The 17,227-nt window shown below is 43.1% G+C and carries 12 protein-coding genes; 5 read left to right on the top strand and 7 right to left on the bottom strand.

Going from position 1 to position 17,227, the window contains the following annotated elements:
- Window positions 1-45 precede the first annotated feature (45 nt).
- Window positions 46-2,565: a TonB-dependent siderophore receptor gene (locus H3302_RS11110; RefSeq protein ID WP_182395218.1), complete on the top strand. Its 2,520-nt coding sequence runs from the start codon at window positions 46-48 to the stop codon at window positions 2,563-2,565.
- Between the two features lie 139 nt (window positions 2,566-2,704).
- Window positions 2,705-3,253, top strand: a complete 549-nt coding sequence (locus H3302_RS11115; protein WP_118844491.1) for a hypothetical protein — start codon at window positions 2,705-2,707, stop codon at window positions 3,251-3,253.
- A 3-nt stretch (window positions 3,254-3,256) separates the two neighbouring features.
- On the opposite strand, the gene H3302_RS11120 is transcribed toward H3302_RS11115, so the two are convergent.
- The 4 genes from H3302_RS11120 to H3302_RS11135 all read right to left on the bottom strand — a co-directional run bounded on the left by H3302_RS11120 (window position 3,257) and on the right by H3302_RS11135 (window position 7,853).
- Window positions 3,257-4,159, bottom strand: coding sequence for a lipopolysaccharide assembly protein LapB (locus H3302_RS11120; protein ID WP_074988987.1), 903 nt, complete (start codon window positions 4,157-4,159; stop codon window positions 3,257-3,259).
- A 286-nt stretch (window positions 4,160-4,445) separates the two neighbouring features.
- Window positions 4,446-5,798: a magnesium transporter gene (locus H3302_RS11125; protein ID WP_036966832.1), complete on the bottom strand. Its 1,353-nt coding sequence runs from the start codon at window positions 5,796-5,798 to the stop codon at window positions 4,446-4,448.
- A 155-nt stretch (window positions 5,799-5,953) separates the two neighbouring features.
- A complete protein-coding gene (locus H3302_RS11130) occupies window positions 5,954-6,952 on the bottom strand; it encodes an AraC family transcriptional regulator ligand-binding domain-containing protein (protein ID WP_036966829.1) in 999 nt (332 codons plus the stop codon).
- Complete coding sequence (locus tag H3302_RS11135; protein ID WP_182395228.1) at window positions 6,936-7,853, bottom strand: sensor domain-containing diguanylate cyclase; 918 nt, start codon at window positions 7,851-7,853, stop codon at window positions 6,936-6,938. Before H3302_RS11135 ends, H3302_RS11130 begins: the two co-directional genes overlap by 17 nt.
- 284 nt (window positions 7,854-8,137) lie before the next feature.
- On the opposite strand from H3302_RS11135, the gene H3302_RS11140 reads away from it, so the two are divergent.
- Complete coding sequence (locus H3302_RS11140; RefSeq protein WP_074988990.1) at window positions 8,138-10,438, top strand: TonB-dependent siderophore receptor; 2,301 nt, start codon at window positions 8,138-8,140, stop codon at window positions 10,436-10,438.
- Window positions 10,439-10,496: 58 nt separating this feature from the next.
- A complete protein-coding gene (locus H3302_RS11145; protein WP_182395231.1) occupies window positions 10,497-12,422 on the top strand; it encodes a phytase in 1,926 nt (641 codons plus the stop codon).
- Between the two features lie 78 nt (window positions 12,423-12,500).
- On the opposite strand, the gene H3302_RS11150 is transcribed toward H3302_RS11145, so the two are convergent.
- The 3 genes from H3302_RS11150 to H3302_RS11160 all read right to left on the bottom strand — a co-directional run bounded on the left by H3302_RS11150 (window position 12,501) and on the right by H3302_RS11160 (window position 15,712).
- Complete coding sequence (locus tag H3302_RS11150) at window positions 12,501-14,081, bottom strand: L-lactate permease (protein ID WP_230235390.1); 1,581 nt, start codon at window positions 14,079-14,081, stop codon at window positions 12,501-12,503.
- Between the two features lie 78 nt (window positions 14,082-14,159).
- The gene (locus H3302_RS11155) at window positions 14,160-14,744 is read right to left on the bottom strand and encodes a YqaA family protein (protein ID WP_036966814.1); all 585 of its coding nucleotides are present in this window, start codon (window positions 14,742-14,744) and stop codon (window positions 14,160-14,162) included.
- A 59-nt stretch (window positions 14,745-14,803) separates the two neighbouring features.
- Window positions 14,804-15,712 carry a GGDEF domain-containing protein gene (locus H3302_RS11160; RefSeq protein WP_162898042.1) on the bottom strand — a complete coding sequence of 303 codons (909 nt, stop codon included), beginning with the start codon at window positions 15,710-15,712 and terminating at the stop codon, window positions 14,804-14,806.
- A 236-nt stretch (window positions 15,713-15,948) separates the two neighbouring features.
- On the opposite strand from H3302_RS11160, the gene H3302_RS11165 reads away from it, so the two are divergent.
- On the top strand, window positions 15,949-17,181 hold the full coding sequence (locus tag H3302_RS11165; RefSeq protein ID WP_075593765.1) for a TMEM143 family protein: 1,233 nt from the start codon (window positions 15,949-15,951) through the stop codon (window positions 17,179-17,181).
- Window positions 17,182-17,227: the final 46 nt, after the last annotated feature.

Genomic DNA, 17,227 nt, shown 5'->3' on the forward strand with positions numbered 1-17,227 from the left:
CATTTTACACTGCGCTAAAATAGATAAGTCAGATGGGAATCAACAATGGCATTATTCAACAAATTACCTTTGCAACTTGCAATTGCAAGTACGCTTGCTGCATCAGTGACTGCAATCGCTGCTGAGCAACCTGCTGAAAATACAGCAAAAGACATTGAAGTTATTTCAGTGACGGGCACACGTCGTAGTTTACGTAGCCTGTCTGAAAGTACAGTACCGGTTGATTTATTAACAAGCCGCGACTTAGCAAGCACAGGTCAGCTTGAAATTAGCCAAGTACTTGCCTCTCAATTACCAAGCTTCAACTACCCAAGTGCGACCCTTGCTGATGGTACCGACCACGCTAAACCTGCTGTATTACGTGGCCTCGCTCCTGATCACACCTTAGTACTTGTTAACGGCAAACGCCGTCATGCAGGTGCGCTATTGAATTTAGGTGGCACAGTGGGTCGTGGTTCAACGGCAGTTGATTTAAATAATATTCCTACCTCTGCGATTAAGCGCGTAGAAGTACTGCGTGATGGCGCAGCGGCACAGTATGGCTCCGATGCCATTGCTGGTGTAATTAACATTGTACTAAAAGATGCCGATGAAGGCGGTAGTGTAAGCTACACCTATGGTGAGTACGACACGCAAATGGCAGGCTCGCCACAGTTATTAAGCACAGGCGCAGACAGCGAAGGCAACTTAAGCTTTGCAAAAGGCGCTAACCGTAAATTAAACGATGGTATTTCGCGCACCGCAAGCGCTAATGCGGGTTTTTCATTTGCAGATAATGGCTTTATTAATATCTCAGTTGAATCACGTAATAACGAGCCAACTAACCGCTCAGGTATTGACCAGCGCGAGCAATATAGCCGCGATGCAAACGGTAACCTAGACCCACGTGAGTTTGACTTTGACCGCTACAACCACCGTTTTGGTAAAGCTGATATCGAAGATATTGCTGTGTTTTATAACCTAGGTTACGAGTTTGATAACTCGCTATCACTTTACTCATTTGCCAGTTACTCAAACCGTAAAGGTAACTCAGCAGGTTTTTACCGTCGTGCCAAAGACTCTCGTAACTTAACTGAGGTTTACCCAGACGGTTTCTTACCAGAAATTGATACCGACGTAGATGACTACTCATTTGCTATTGGCCTTAACGGCGAAACCAATGACTGGGCATGGGATATAAGCAGCAATTATGGTCGTAATGACTTTGCGTTAGGGGTAAGCAATAGCTTGAACACCTCAATGGGTGTAAATAGCCCAACTGAGTTTGATAACGGTGCGCTTGTCTACGAGCAATACCTCGTTAACATGGATGCCAGCAATACCCTTGATTTAGGTTTACCCGACGATGTATTTGTGACAATTGGTGCAGAGTATCGCCACGAAAACTACCAAATCAAAGCAGGTGAAAAAGCCTCTTACATCACTGTACTTGATGAAGAAGGCAACCCTGTTGCGGCGGGTGGCGCACAAGTTTTAGCGGGCTTTTCACCAGAAAGTGCCACCGACAAGAGCCGCCATAATGTCGCGGTATTTGCTGAGTTTGATACGTACCTAACAACCGACTGGAATGTGGTTCTTGCGGGTCGCTTTGAAGATTACAGTGACTTTGGCAGTACCTTTACATCGAAACTGGCTTCGCGTTACAGCATTAATGAATCATTGTCGCTACGCGGTGCAATCAGCACAGGGTTTAGAGCACCATCACTTGCACAAACGTCTTACAAATCGGTAAGCACAGTGTTTGAAAATGGTATTCCAAGTGAAGTTGGTTTGTTCCCTGTTGATGAACCTGCCGCAAAAGCACTGGGTGCTCGTGACCTTGATGCAGAAGAATCAGTCAACATGACTGCAGGCTTTATCTTTACGCAAGGCGGTTTTAGTTTAACACTTGATGCGTATCGCATTGACATTGATGACCGTATCGTCTTGTCTGAAAACTTAAGCGGCCCAGAAGTAGAAGCTATTTTAGCCGAAGCAGGCGAAGTTAATACTCAAAGTGTTCGCTACTTTACCAATGCCATTGATTCACGTACGCAAGGTGTCGATATTGTTGCAACCTATTCATTAGGCTTAGAAAGCTACGGCGATTTACGCTTAAGTGCGGCTGTTAACTTTAATGATACTGAAGTGACTCATGTCAAAGAAAACCCCACTGAGCTGGAAGCGCTTGGTGACAGCTACGAGTACTTTGCACGCCGTGAAATCACCCGCTTTGAAGATGGCACGCCAGCAGATAAGTGGAACTTGTCGGCAACCTGGGACTTTGAAAACTTTCAAACAACATTACGTGCTACGCGTTATGGTGAAGTTGTGGATACATCAAGCACACCAGAAGGTGATGAAGTCATTGATGCAAAATGGATCACGGACTTAGAAGTCGCGTACCGCCCATCTGAACAGTGGAAATTTGCTGTTGGCGCAAACAACTTATTTGATCAGTATCCACAAGATACTGTAAGCAATATAGGCTACAGCGACTTTAATCAAATTTTCACCTACAGTGCATTCACACCTTATAGCTTAGATGGCCGTTTTATCTACGGAAACATCACCTATAGCTTCTAAAAATAAGCGGTGCTGGCTTAGGCTGGCACCGCGTCCTACTTTGTAAGTAAAGCCCGCGAGTAAAAATATCTCGCTTGTAACCAACTTTTTTCAGACCTGCTGCGACTAACTTAATAACTTAACCCATTAGGACAGCATCATGAATTTAGTACGCATTACGACATCAGCTCTATTAGCCGCAGCCACCACAGCCTGTATTGGCCTTTCAAGCGCAAGCACGACTATTGACGATAACAACTACCGTGTTATCACGTTTAAAGACTGTAAAAAAGTTCATGAAGGCACGTTAAACAACGAGCAAATTGCCGCCTATCAACAATTAAAACGTGAACAAGAAAAGCTTGAATCACTGGAGTTGCCACTAAGCGACATGGAAGAGCAAGTCACGGCCTATTCACAGCAAATAGAAGCGATTACAAAAAAAGCTGTGGTCGAAGATGAAAACCACCTTAGAATAAATAAAAGTCTGTTAAAAGAACAAGATAAACTAACTAAACAGCTTGATGAATTAATCGCCTCGCATGATGCCGACTTCAAAGCGTTAGATGAACAAGCTAAGCACATGGAAAAAGCTGCCACGTTATTTGATGAGGCTATGAAACCAATGATGGAGCAAGGTGAGACGACCCATTTGCAAATTTTAGCGCCGGGTGAAACTGAAAAATCGGGGTGTTTTTACACTATATAAAGCCTAAAGCTGCGTTTTGAGCTGTGTATAAAGTTTGGCATGAGATGGGCGAATGTCTTCTTTATGCACTTGCTTAAACCAATGTGCAGCTTGAGCTCGGTTACCCGCTTGCCAGTGAATTTGTGCCAAACGAAGTTTATAGATTGCTATTACAAGTCGGTCTGACTTCGCGTCCATGTAGTTTAGCGACTCGACATAAAAGTGATTTGCTTTATCGTATTGTGACAATAATTGATGAGTGCGGGCTAGATTCCCCATTGCCACTGATATTTTTCGGCTATGGTCAGTTTTCAAAATCCATTCAACCGCAGAAACCCGACTAACCAAAGCGCGCTCAATATCGCCTAACGAATGGAACACATTTGCTTTGTTTGACGCCAGCTCAAAATGAAAAATAGGATCTTTACTTTTACCAAAACGACGCTCAGCTCTATCAAGAATATGCAAAGCAGTTTCTTTGTTGCCAAACACATGCTGTAAGTTAGCCAATTCGACCATACGCATAGGGTTACCAAACGAGTCATAAATGGCTTGTAGTTTATCAAAGGCTTTCGTTGCGTATTTACGACCCGTTTCATAGTCACCTAAATAGTGCATTGATTTAGCATAGTAAAAATACACTTGGACTTGAAATACGATGGGTAAATCGGATTTTTCAATAAAAGGTTCGGTACTGTCTTTTAACGTTTGATAAGCCAGTTTGTCGTAATAATAATCAAATTGGTATGACTTTATCTCATACCATTTATCAGAATAAAGCTGCGCACTGGCTAATTGCTGATCAATGAAGTCTAAGCAGCTTACCTGCGACTGCTGAGCGCAATATACCTCGTGATCGCTAAAATTTTCAGACGCGGCTGCATAAAAACAGCCGAAGCCTAACAATAAGGTTAACGTTTTCTTCATTCACTAACATCTCAGTGAGAACACAACCAAAAAAATAACAAAAAGTAATACTTTATGACAGTTCTTTTTGACGTGTTTGATAATTTTAACGTGCAATCGCGTGTTTATTATACCCATTGGCTAAATTGCGTATTATTGTAGACTGCTCTAACCCTAAGTATCCGTTTTATATACAAAAATTATTAGTATCAATTTTTAGTTTTACACAAGATAAGTAAACAACGTATCCATTGATACTGTTAAATAGAAGCCAATAAGTATGAAGAACTATTGGCTTCACTGTGATTTATAGTAGCAACAGGCTTCCTAACCCGAGAAAGGTCACAAAACCAACAATATCTGTCACCGTGGTTAAAATTACAGAACCAGACAATGCAGGATCAATTTTAAGCTTATCTAGAATAGACGGTATCACAACGCCAGACAGCGAGGCAGCCACTAAATTAAGTAAAATGGCAATAGTGATAGTCACACTTAACATCCCGTCGTTAAACCAAAAATAAGTGAGTACACCAATCACCAATGCCCATACACAGCCATTTAATGCCCCTACCCTAAGCTCCTTTTGCAATAAAGCTCTGCGGTTAGAGTCGGTAACCTGTCCAAGCGCTAAACCGCGCACAATCACGGTCAATGTTTGGCTACCTGCAATGCCTCCCATCGACGCAACCACTGGCATCAATACCGCAAGTGCCACGACTTGCTCAATGGTGGCACCAAACAAACCAATAAACCAAGATGCTAAAAATGCAGTCGCTAAGTTAATGCCTAGCCAAATACCGCGGTTTTTCGCTGATTTGGTGACACTTGAGAACAGGTCTTCGTCTTCACGTAGACCACCCGCTTTCGCAGCGGCTTCGTCGGTTACTTCTTGGCGTAATTCATAGGCCGATGACACCGCTAGACGCCCTAATAACTTATTGTCGGCATTCACCACTGGCATTGCCATTTTTTCACTGTGGATCACCACCTCTGCCGCTTCATATAAGTCATCATCAGCATGTAAGGCTGATGTATCTAGGTTCGCATGCTCTAATAAGGTATCGGCATCATTGGCTTTGAATAAGGCGTTTACAGGGACTTCACCAATCAATGTGCCTTTACGACTTACCAAATAAATTACTTCGGTGTATTGCGGCAAGCCTTTTTGTAAAATTTTACGAGCGCCCGCCACCGTCTGCTTTTCTGACACTTTTAACGCATCAAAGTCTAACCAGTGTCCTAGTTGCTCAGGGTTATACTGCTGAGCAAGTTCGTAACGCTTTGTTTGTACTTCATCAAGCTGGCGACGCGCATAATCAACAAAACGCTCTGGAATAATTTCTTCAAGTTCGAGTAGCTCTTCTACGCTCACTTCATCAAGTAATTTAAACCCTTGCGCTTCGTCTAAACTTTGTAATAACCACCGACAGCTGTCTCCCCCCAAATTAATGAAGATTTCATGCTGTGTGTCTTCGTCAAGCAGTTGCCAAATTTCTAATCGTTGTTCTTTGGGTAATGCTTCAAACAGCAGCGAGAGATGTTCTGTCGACAGTTTTTCTTTGGCGTCGGCAAGTAACTTATTTTTTCGCGTTGTGGTGTCACACTGAAGCAACTCATCAATGAGTTGTGGAAGTTGATCAACAGGATACTCAATCATCTAAGAGCTCGGTTAAATACATCAATAACAACAGTCTAACGCAGCTTTATTAAAATAACTGCCCCATCATTGATTTATTTTTCCTTGTATCATCTCAGTCATGTGCATTAACTTTTCGCTGTATACCTTATTAATCTTTATAACGAAATACCGGCTTATACCTTCAACTGACTTGGGGTAAGCCCAGTCCAGCGCTTAAACGCGCGCCTGAAATTAGCAATATCATAAAACGATAAGCGCATTGCGACCTGCTCATTACATTGTTCACGCATAGTCAGTAAGTATATGGCTTTGCGTTTACTTTGTTCTTCATACAACGCTGAAAAACGTACACCGTGAGCTTTTAACTTTCGCTTAAACGTCGCTGAGCTCATTGCAAACTGGCTTGCGACTTGTTCTAAATTAAGCGCTGGGTTTTGATAAATGACTCTGCTCACCGCTTCAACAAAGGTGCTGTTTGCTGTGTTTAATGTTGCCAATTGAGAGTTAACTTGTGAAAAGCGAAAACTACTAAAGGTAGGGTTTGTAAGCCTTAATGCTTGTTTGCTTAATACCCAGCGAGTAATGGGCTGTTCAAACGCAACGTTTAGCCCTAAATGTTGCTCATACTCTTGGCTGTGCCTTGCCCGTTTATAAGCGAAATCAAACTGACAAGGCACCCGCTCGCCAGCCACTTTTTTAAGCGTTTGATAAAATGCAGCACTGTAAATTTCGAGCACATATTGGCTCATTTCATCATCAAGACCCACAGCATTTTGCAACTCAATATAATACTGCTCGTTATGCACATAACTGTGGCTAAATAACAGCGGTGCAAGTTGCATACGCAAGGCGTTTAGTTGCTTTAGAGCTTGACCAATGCTCAAACTTTGCAAAACACCTTGTGCCACAACCGAGGTGTCATTAGCAAGTTGGCTACCTAACAAAAAGCCACTGTCGGCCGATTTCATTAACAGCTTAAACTGCATCAATAAACGCAATTGCTGAGAGAGACTAAACTGATGCTGTACACTCATTAAGTCTTGCTCAAATACCCCCGTGCCTCTGAGTAATTTATGTAAACCAATACCGCGACTTAGAGCAAGCTCTACCAGAGTCGTAATCAGACCTTGCGCGGTTAAATACTTATCATCTTGATTAAGATACTGCTTCACAATGGCTGACTCTGTGTTGTTTTTGTTGTTGTAATGCGGCGTGTAAACGCGCGCTCAAACAGTGCGCTGTATCTCCTTGCTCACTGCTCACTAACGCAACGGTTGCATGCTGAAACTTCGCGTGTTTTTCGCCCTCAACCTTAAATGCGCAGTGACTCAGTGCCGAAGATATTTGTGCCACCAGCTCTTTGCCTTGTAACGCGGTGGTGTTTGGCATTAGCACCATAAAACAATCACCCGCATAGCGACATACCACATCCGTAAGACGACAATTCATTATCATAAGCTCACTGACTTCTCGCAGTAACCTGTCACCTTCGATAAAACCAAACTCGGCATTAAAATCGGCAAATCCACGAATATCAATGGCCGCAAGTTGCAACGGCTGCGACTCATTCAACTGCTCTTTTAACACCGTTTGTAAATAATCGGCTTTATAAAGCCCAGTAATTGAGCACACTAATTCATGCTCACGGTGCATTGCTTCACGGCGCTTTAACTGACGATTAAGCACAAACTGCTCTTGGTGCCATTGATACAAACCTAGGCTTGTGAAAACCATACCAATGGGGGCAGGTAAAGACTCAATCAGACTTAGCCATGTATTTGTTGGCTGATGTAACCATTCATCAAATAAGTCCAGCGAGGCCGAAAACATAAAAAGACCAAGCCCTAACACTAAAAAGCAGGTGACTTTTCCGGGGGGTCTGGAAATGAGCAGTGCAAATATCCATGTTAGCGTCATCATCACAATGCCGCCCTCGCCGACAATATCCAGCCATGATATGTCGGCCAGCGCTTTTCGCTCTCCGTCATATGCACTGAGGATAAAAGCGCTCACAAATAGCGCTATAACCGCATTTGTTAAAAACCGGTGATGAATAAAAGGATTAAATCGCATGAAAGACACCTAACTATGAATCGTGCTGCCATGCTAACCCGTTCGCATTTTTAGCAGCAGGGTCATATTAGCTCAATGATGTGACAGCAAAACGACACTCCCCCCTTTTTGATGACTTTAATCGCTGTATTTACCTTGATTAAGCGGGGTGATTACAGCTCAAAATGCTTTATAAACGCCTCTAATAGCTTGTTTTTAAAGGCTGCCAGCGGTTTTCTGTCACATTTGCGTCATTTAAGCTGGGTACTTTGCTCACCAAACCAAGGACAAGTAGGAGCAAATCCATGAAACAGTTTAAAACGAAGGCACTTGTAAGCGCCCTCGCCTTATGTCAATTCGGTGCCTTTGCACAAGAGTCAGACACCAACAATGAAAAGAAAGTAAAAGTATCAGAAGAGCTCGTTGTGTATGGTGAAATAGGTTATCGCAACCGTTCACAAGAGCTGGCCCCAACCCTTGAATACTCACAAGAGTATTTTCAACGTTTTGAGCCACTTACCGCTGGTGATGCTTTAAAACGTGTTCCTAGTGTGACATTTTTATCTGACGTATTAGAGTCAGATGGCGCCCGTATGCGTGGCTTGAGCCCGGCTTACACTAAAGTACTTATTAATGGTGAAGAAGTACCAGGGGCAGGCGCTGATCGCTCATTCTTTGTTGACCGCATTCCTGCTGAACTGATCGAGCGTGTAGAAATCATTCGCGCTTCGAGTGCTAATCGTTCTGCCGATGCAATTGCAGGAACCCTTAATATTGTTCTGCGTGATGGCTACAGCTTAGACGGTGGTTATATTCGTGCTGGCGGCCTGCGTTACGACGACGGCGAATTAAAAGAAAGCTTTGCAGGTGTGTACGGTACTGAATTTGCCGGTGGGCGTTTGTTACTTGGCGCAAACTTACAAGGACGCTATAACCCAAAACAAAAATCTAGCTTGCGGTATGGCGACAGCCCTGAAAACAACGAAAATTACAAAACTGAAGAATTTGATAACCGCGAAGATCAATCTGATATTCGCGATGGCGACGACACATCACTGAATGCCAGTTACGAAATTGCCTTTGATAATGGCAGCAAGTTTGACATCAGTGCCATTTGGGTTGATACCGACCGGACTGAAGATGAACGCTCATTTGAATACGATGACCCAACAGCAACAAGTAACGCAATTGTAGAAGGCGGAAACCTCGAAACCGATAACGCCAATGTGTCTTTCATTGATCAAACTAACTACAACATTAACTCTGGGTACGAGTTACCGCTATTTGGTGGCACCAGTAAATTTAAAGTAGGTTATGCCCGCTTCGAAGAGTCGGTCTACGAGCAAGAGGTCGAAATTGATACCTCAGAACTCCCAATGGTGTTCGAAGAAGAGGAAGAAACCGTTGATATCGACGATAAAGAGTGGTCACTGCAATGGCAACATAGCCTATTTGCTGGTGAAAATAAAACCATTCAGTTTGGTGCATTTGTGCAAGGTAAAGAGCGTGATACAGCGGTTTATCAAGCAGAAGATGAAAATGAGCAAAGTTTTGCAAGTTGGGATCAATTTAGTCAAAACCCACTGTCACTTGCCGGCTTTAACAATGAATTTGAAGCCGCCGCGGGGGGTGTTAATAAGCTTAAAGAAGACCGTCTAGATGTATTCGCACTCATCAAACACGAAGACCAAGATTTCTCGTGGGAAATGGGGGTACGCTACGAAACAACCGACTCAACCATCACTGATAATGTCAATGATGTGACGGCGAAAAATGATTACGATTTTTTCTTACCATCGGCCCACTTACGCTACAACGTTTCTGAAAACGGCCGTGTTAGCGCCTCTGTGGCTCGTAGCTTACGTCGCCCAGATTTTGACTACATTACCCCTGCTCTGCTTGAAAAAGAGCTGGGTGATAACGACTTTTTAGGTAATCCAGACCTACAACCCGAATCATCGTGGGGGATGGATCTTGGCTACGAATACCGGTTAGGTAAAAGCGGTGTAGTGGGTGTTAACGTGTTCTACCGTGATGTAAGTGACTTAATTGAAGTTGCCAATACCAGCCAACAAGGTTCTGAAGGCGAAGGCACCTATATTTTGCAACCGCGCAACACCGGTGATGGTAATGTAAAAGGGATTGAGCTTGATTTATCAACACCTTTAACAGCCTTAAGTATGCCAAATACAGGGATTTTCTTTAACTATTCATGGCTTGACTCTGACGTTAATGACAATTTTGGTTCACGTAAGTTTAATGACCAATCTGACTACGTATTTAACGTTGGCTTTATTCAAGACTTACCAGATCTGGGCGCTTCATTTGGTGCCACATACCGTAAACAAGGCGATGCGTATGGCCGCATAGTGGGTGAAGAAGTAACAACACACTACGGAGCCGACCTTGAGGTATTCGTAGAAAAACGCTGGCAAGACATCACCCTACGATTAGTCGGCTCAAATTTGCTCGATGCAAGCAAAGACGAAACGTTCAACAAATTCGATACGCTTGATGATCAAGTCAACCGTGACTTTGACGAGTATGAGCTGGAGTCTGAAGAAGCAGGGCCTGTTATTCAATTAATGCTGCGTTACGCATTTTAATTTTAATAGACCGTTTTAAGGCAGCTCATTGCTGCCTTGTTTTATCTTGGGAAATCACATGAATATCACACAATCATTTAACCTTATCGCCAGTGCTATTTTGCTCAGTACAGTGGCGGCTTGTAGCCAAACAAACGCCCCTGTCGACAGTGCTAATCAGGTTCGCGCATTTGGACCCACTGAAAATGTACAAGGTTCACAAGCAGCAGCACTCACCAATAACACATGGTTAATAAGCTCAGAAAGCCAAGGGTTACAACTCATTGATGAAATGGGCAACAGCCATACTTTACAAAGCGGTAACTTTGAAACCTTGTCGGTGAAGGCGCTTGATAACGGCCACTACCTTGTCGCAAGTATTGACAATGAAACAGACCAAGCCGTTATATTTAAACTTCAAAAAGATGCCCAATGGCAATTAAAAACGTTAAGCAGAATTACGCCACCAAAAGCGAAACCCGAAGCGGTGTGTTTATTTTCAAACTCAACCACACACGCGGTGTCGGCGTTTGTGAGTGATGCGCGCGGCCTTATTCGCGAAACCTTGGTTTATGATGTCAAAAACAATCACCCTTTAAACCTTGAATTACGTGAATTTGCAGGAATAAGTGACACATCTGGCTGTGCGGTCGACGATCACAATAAAACCCTTTACTTAAGTGAGGGAGAGGTGGGTATTTGGCGAATTAATGCCGATGCCGAGTCGCGTGCAGATAAAACGCCTGTCGCACTTATGGCCCCATTTGGCAACTTGGTTCCTGAGATTGGCGGCTTAAGCATGACAAGCGATGGCAGCCTGTGGTTTACAACCACTGAAGATAACACGCTACATCGCTATGAGAGCAAAGATAAACGCTTCAGCAGCTGGCAATTTGCAGGTGACTTAGCACTCGAATCAGCAGCGGTCCACTTTAACAACACCAAAGCTGATATTGTTTTTTACGATGATGAATCGGGGCATTATGTAAAAGGCTTCATCAACACGCCGTATCAAGAACAGGTAAAACCTACCAAACAGGCGGTCACTTACATTACCGCACAAGCGCAAACAGATGCTGTGCGAGCTTTTGGAGACGCCGCTGACGATCCTGCAATATGGATCAACACACATGATAAAGCGCACAGCTTAATTCTTGGCACTGATAAACGCCGCGGTTTAATGGTGTATAACCTTGCAGGGAACGAGCTTCAAGCATTAGAAACGGGCCGTTTAAATAACGTTGATGTACGCCAGAATAATAGCATTGATAACCCAGCCCATACGTGGATCACCGGCAGTAACCGCACTCATAACAGTATCAGTGTGTATACCGTTGATACACAAAACAAGGTGCAACACTTAGCCGAATTGCCAACCACACTGACTGAGATTTACGGTATGTGTATGTATTCATCATCCACGGGTAACTACGTGTTCATGAATGATAAATCGGGGCTATTTCAACAGTACAAATTAACCGGTAACGCCACCTCAGTTAATGCCAAGCTGGTGCGAGAATTTAATGTACCGAGCCAACCAGAGGGTTGCAGCGCGGATGATAAAACCGGGGAACTCTTTTTAGGTGAAGAAGACGAAGGTATTTGGTTTATTGGCGCTGAACCAACAGCAGGCACACAGCCCGTGATGTTACAAACAATCAACGACATGTTGGTTGATGACATAGAAGGCATGGAAATTTATCACGCCACAGATACGCGTTATTTAGTCGTGTCTAGTCAAGGAGATAACAGCTATGTGCTGTATAAAATCATCGACGGCAACGTGCCACGCCTTGAATTTGCTGGTAAATTCGCAATTAGTAATAACCTTGAACGTGCCATTGACGGCGTTTCAGAAACCGACGGATTAACGGTCACAGCAACCCCTCTGCCGGGCTATCCTGAAGGAGTGTTAATTGTGCAAGATGGCTATAACCGCATGCCACAAGCACCGCAAAACTTTAAGATTATTGACTGGCGTGAAGTGAAAAAAGCGCTGAAATAACCGCTAAAGTGACTCCGCTAAGGTGTTGGGCTTATCTCAACACCTTTTTTATTAAGTAAGGCGACCTGTGGCATTACCTTAGCGATAAAACAGGTAACTAAAACAGCCCACCAGCGCCCCATAAATCAGCATTGGGAAAAAGGTTTTTTTAAGCACGGGGCCTTCTTGATTGTTCACCCCAACAATACTGGCCACAGCAATAATGTTGCTGATACAAATCATGTTGCCCATTGCCGCTCCTGTCGATTGAAGAGCCAGCACTAAGGTTTCTGATAACCCAACCTGTTGGGCAATACCATATTGAATCCCCCCAAAAGTAAGATTAGAAACTGTCGCAGACCCCGAAAAAAACGTACCTAGCGCACCAAGGTATGATGCAAATAACACCCAATGCTCACCGGTTAAATTAGCAAACGTATTGGCGATATAAAATATCGGCGCCTTATGCCCTCCTTGCATTAACACATTCACCATCACTAACGCGCCAATTAATGCCACACAAGGCAATGCAATTCGGCTTAAGGTGTCATGAACCATGTGCGACACCTGCTTTTTATTCATCTTAAGCAGCGGAACACTCACCAATACCACCAACACAAACGGGATCAGTGCTGGCACAAACAAGGTTTTATATGACCAACTAACGGCTGTACCGAACAGCTCATGCAACGATATTATCAGTGCTTTACTGAGCTCAAATTGGGCAAATCCTAAATGAATACTCAACCAAACGGTTTCATCATTTAAAAGTGCTTTAATACCTAACTGATGAATACGCGTCAGCACAAGCACCAAAATCAATAACACAAGCGGAAAAAAAGCCAAGAATAACGCCTTGCCATCTATTGGCTTATTAGAGACGGGGGGCTGTTGTGACTTAACCAGTCCAATGCCCTTTTTTGCCAAAAATATAGTCACCAATAACCCCACTGCTCCGCCAATGAGTGATGGAAACTCGTAATTCCACTGCGCAAACAACCAATAAGGTAAAACACATGACAGCACACTTAAATAAACAAAAACGCTGTTTTTGCGCACCGTGTGAAAAGGCAATACTAAACACAGCGCAATCATGGGTATCACCAAAGCGGCAACCACATGACACAGCGCTGTCCACTGAGAGATAGCCAACACCTGTTGCTCGTTTAACGAAAGTGCCGAAAAACCAAACCACGTTGGCGTTCCCACAGCCCCAAACGACACAGGAATCGAGTTTAAAATAAGCGTAAACACAATCACTTTAAAAGGCGAAAAGCCAAGCCCGACTAAAATAGGTGCCGCAATTGCCGCGGGGGTGCCAAACCCCGACGCGCCTTCGAGCATAAATGCAAACGCCCACCCTATAATCATTAACTGCGCAACGTGATTACCGCTAATCGACTCTAACCAATGCTTAATCGTGGTTTCACCACCCGACACCGCTAACATTCGATTAAGTAAAATTGCCCCGGCGATAATTGAAATAGGAGTCAGTACCGACAACATGCCCATAAAGGAGTTGGCGAGGAGTAAACGAGGATCGGCTTGAAAATAAAGTAACTGAAGCAGCACACCAGCCAATGCCGACACAGGGAGTGCAACATAAGAAGGCACGGGACTGCGCTTAACCATCATCCATATGAGTAAAAAAATGGGCAACGCAGCCACAAAGGTATTCATGATATATCCTGTCTATAATTAGCGTCCATAACCCGCTAAGTATAGACAGAATAACTAAATTTATAGGCACGAAATAAATTAAATCAGCGTACTTAACCACCAAAGTAGTAACACTAAAATCGACAGCCCTACCAATGCTTTGGTTTTATGCTTTTGAATAATGCGTTCAGCATGATTACCTGCGTAATACACCACAAGCGCTAAACCAAAATATCGAATAGAGCGTGCTATCACGGTCGCAAGTAAAAACAGCACCAACGAAAACTTTGTTGCCCCCGCGGCTAACATCGCAATTTGAAACGGAATGGGGATAATGCCAAGACTCAACACAAACCAAAATCCTTGCCCTTGCATCTTTTGTTTTACTTGCTCGAATTGCTCAGGGTTTGAAAAGGTATTGATAACCCAATCCCCAACTACATCAAATAAGTAATACCCTAACGCATAGCCAAATACAGCACCGATAATACACCCGACTGTCGCCATCAGCGCAATTAACCACAACTTTTCGCGGCGTGCTTGCATAAGTGGCACAAGCACCGCTTCAAGAGGTATGGGCACAATAGTCGATTCTAAAAACGAGGCGATCGTGATTGATCTCAGCATATGTTTAGAATCAACAAACTGCCGTGTTTTTTGCTTAAGCTTTTTTGCTATACCCATCATTTATCCTTAACAATCGTGTTGCTTTTAAGGTTACAGCAAAAATGATTAACCGTCGCTTACGGTGCGTGGATATAGCGGCTACGTCCTTGATTTTTAGCTTGATACAACGCCTGATCGGCTCGTTTCATGGTGCTGCTAAAGGTTTCGGTTGCTCTTTTTATCGCTGATCCCGCACTCACACTGAGCGTTTTACCGGGTGAAATCATCACATTATTTGCTAAACCTAATAACTGCTCACATATCGTTTGCACGACATTGAGATCATCTGTGGGAATATAAAGCGCAAACTCTTCTCCCCCTATGCGGGCAAATAAAATACTCGGATCAAGCTGTTGTCGGCACTGATAAACAAAGTCGATCAAGACTTGATCGCCCACATCATGACCGTGTTCATCATTAATTGCTTTAAAGTGATCAATATCGATAATAACTAAGCTGTGTGTTTTGGTTTGGTTTAACTGAACAAAATGGTAAAAATAGCGGCGGTTATAGGCTTTGGTGAGTACATCTGTTTTAAGCTCTTCGGCTAAGTTTTTGTGCGCTTTTGCTAAGTCTGACAAAGCCAAAAACAACCCAAAGCTGGTGACTAACATGCCAATTGTTCTAAACATGTCTTCGATATAAATACCAATCCATACCGGTTGATAAACCAGCTCATCAAGAAAGTCGAAGGTTAAGCCAATACTCCATAAATAGATCCCACTGCTCAAAAATAAGTAACTTAACTTAGCAACCGCCGACGTTTGTACAAATGAAAAGATAAAAATTAGGATCAATAAATTAATCACATCAGAGAGTACGCCATTTATATAAATATTGACTTCTAGACGATTAAAAATTGATAAATAACCCACCACAATACACAACAGAGTTACAATAAAGAAGCTAATAAATAATTGCTTCAAAAGTATCGGGGCAGGAGCAGAATTAGCACTCCCCTCAAGAGGAATCATCGTCTCATTCATAGGCATAACTACAATTTACAGCAAGTGAACAAACAGTATCAAAGGGTAAATAGATGTACAGAAAATTACACTCTGTTCACCTAAAAACCAGCATTTGGGCTGGAGTAATTAATCTAAAAACAAGACATAAGGGGTAATAAAATTACCCAAATTAGTACCATAGGATATAAGGTGTCGCATTCAAGCCGATATTTTCTTATTATCTGTGCCATCACTAACGACTCATACCCAATGTAATGACTAACGCACGTTTTATTCCCTTTCGAAAGCACGACATTATCACCCTATGCAATGATTATTTAGATGCGCAACACCGTGCCTCATTTCTAGAGTTTTGCAGCTTATTGCAAAGTGTTATTCATTATCAGTATCACGGCTTACTTGAGTCATTAAAAAATAGCTATGCGCCATTTGATCCTAACTCAGACACTCGCTCACTCACGTCGATTAATGAAGAGGCGCGCAGAAAGTACCAAAACGAATTTGCTAAGCACTTTGCCACAGTGCTCAATGCCGCTAATTTTGAAACCATCACGACTCAAGACTTACAAGAGGCATTAACCGAAGAGTCTTTGTTTAAAGTGCGTTTAGAAGTCGAGTTTGATGACTTCGCTGAAGTGGTGTTTTATCGCCGAGGCGAATCACAAAAAACCGAAACGTTACGTACCTGGTGGGGGCTGAAAAAAAAGCACATATCGTTTACTAATTACGATCGGGTTGCGGTTTTTATCCGCTTTAAAGACCAACAATACTTTATCGATAAAGGCCGCATGCCGGTGGGTTTTGAGCCTAGTTCAACAATCGTCAAATTGTTTCAAAACGTCCCCAAAGCCGATTTAGAAATGCTGTTTCCAAACAGCGAAGTAAAAATGCGCCCCATTGATAAACTCATTATTGGCTCATCAGCCCTTATCGGGGGAGCGGTGGTGCTTGTTACTAAGCTTGGCGCATCAATTTTACTGTTAATTGCCATGCTTGCATTTTGGGGTGGCTGGCGCAGCGAAGAAGTGCATATGAGCCAACAGCACTTTATCACCTTTGCCATTGGTATGGGGGTGTTCGGCAGTTTTATCTTTAAAGAGTGGAGTAAATTTAAAAACCGTAAAATTCGCTTTATGAAAGCCTTAGCCGATAACCTGTACTTTAAAAACCTCGATAATAATGCAGGCGTGTTTCATACTTTGGTCGATGCGGCCGAAGAAGAAGACGTAAAAGAAGCACTCCTAGCCTACACCTTTTTACTGCACGCAAACGCAGCCATGACTGCCAAGCAACTCGATGACACCATTGAAACTTGGTTTAGCAACAATCACCACTGCACTGTTGATTTTGAAATAGACGATGCAATTAATAAACTGGTCAATCTTGAATTGGTCAGTGAAAACAAGGGTCAATACCTTGCCGTTGATTTAAGAACAGCAAAACAACGCTTAGATAAACGCTGGGATGCGTTTTTCAACTTCAGTTAGTGCTGCTTTATCTCATTGTCCTTGCGTGATTTATGGTCAGCTTTTA

Source organism: Pseudoalteromonas sp. MT33b (assembly GCF_014117385.1).
Classification (GTDB): domain Bacteria; phylum Pseudomonadota; class Gammaproteobacteria; order Enterobacterales; family Alteromonadaceae; genus Pseudoalteromonas; species Pseudoalteromonas lipolytica.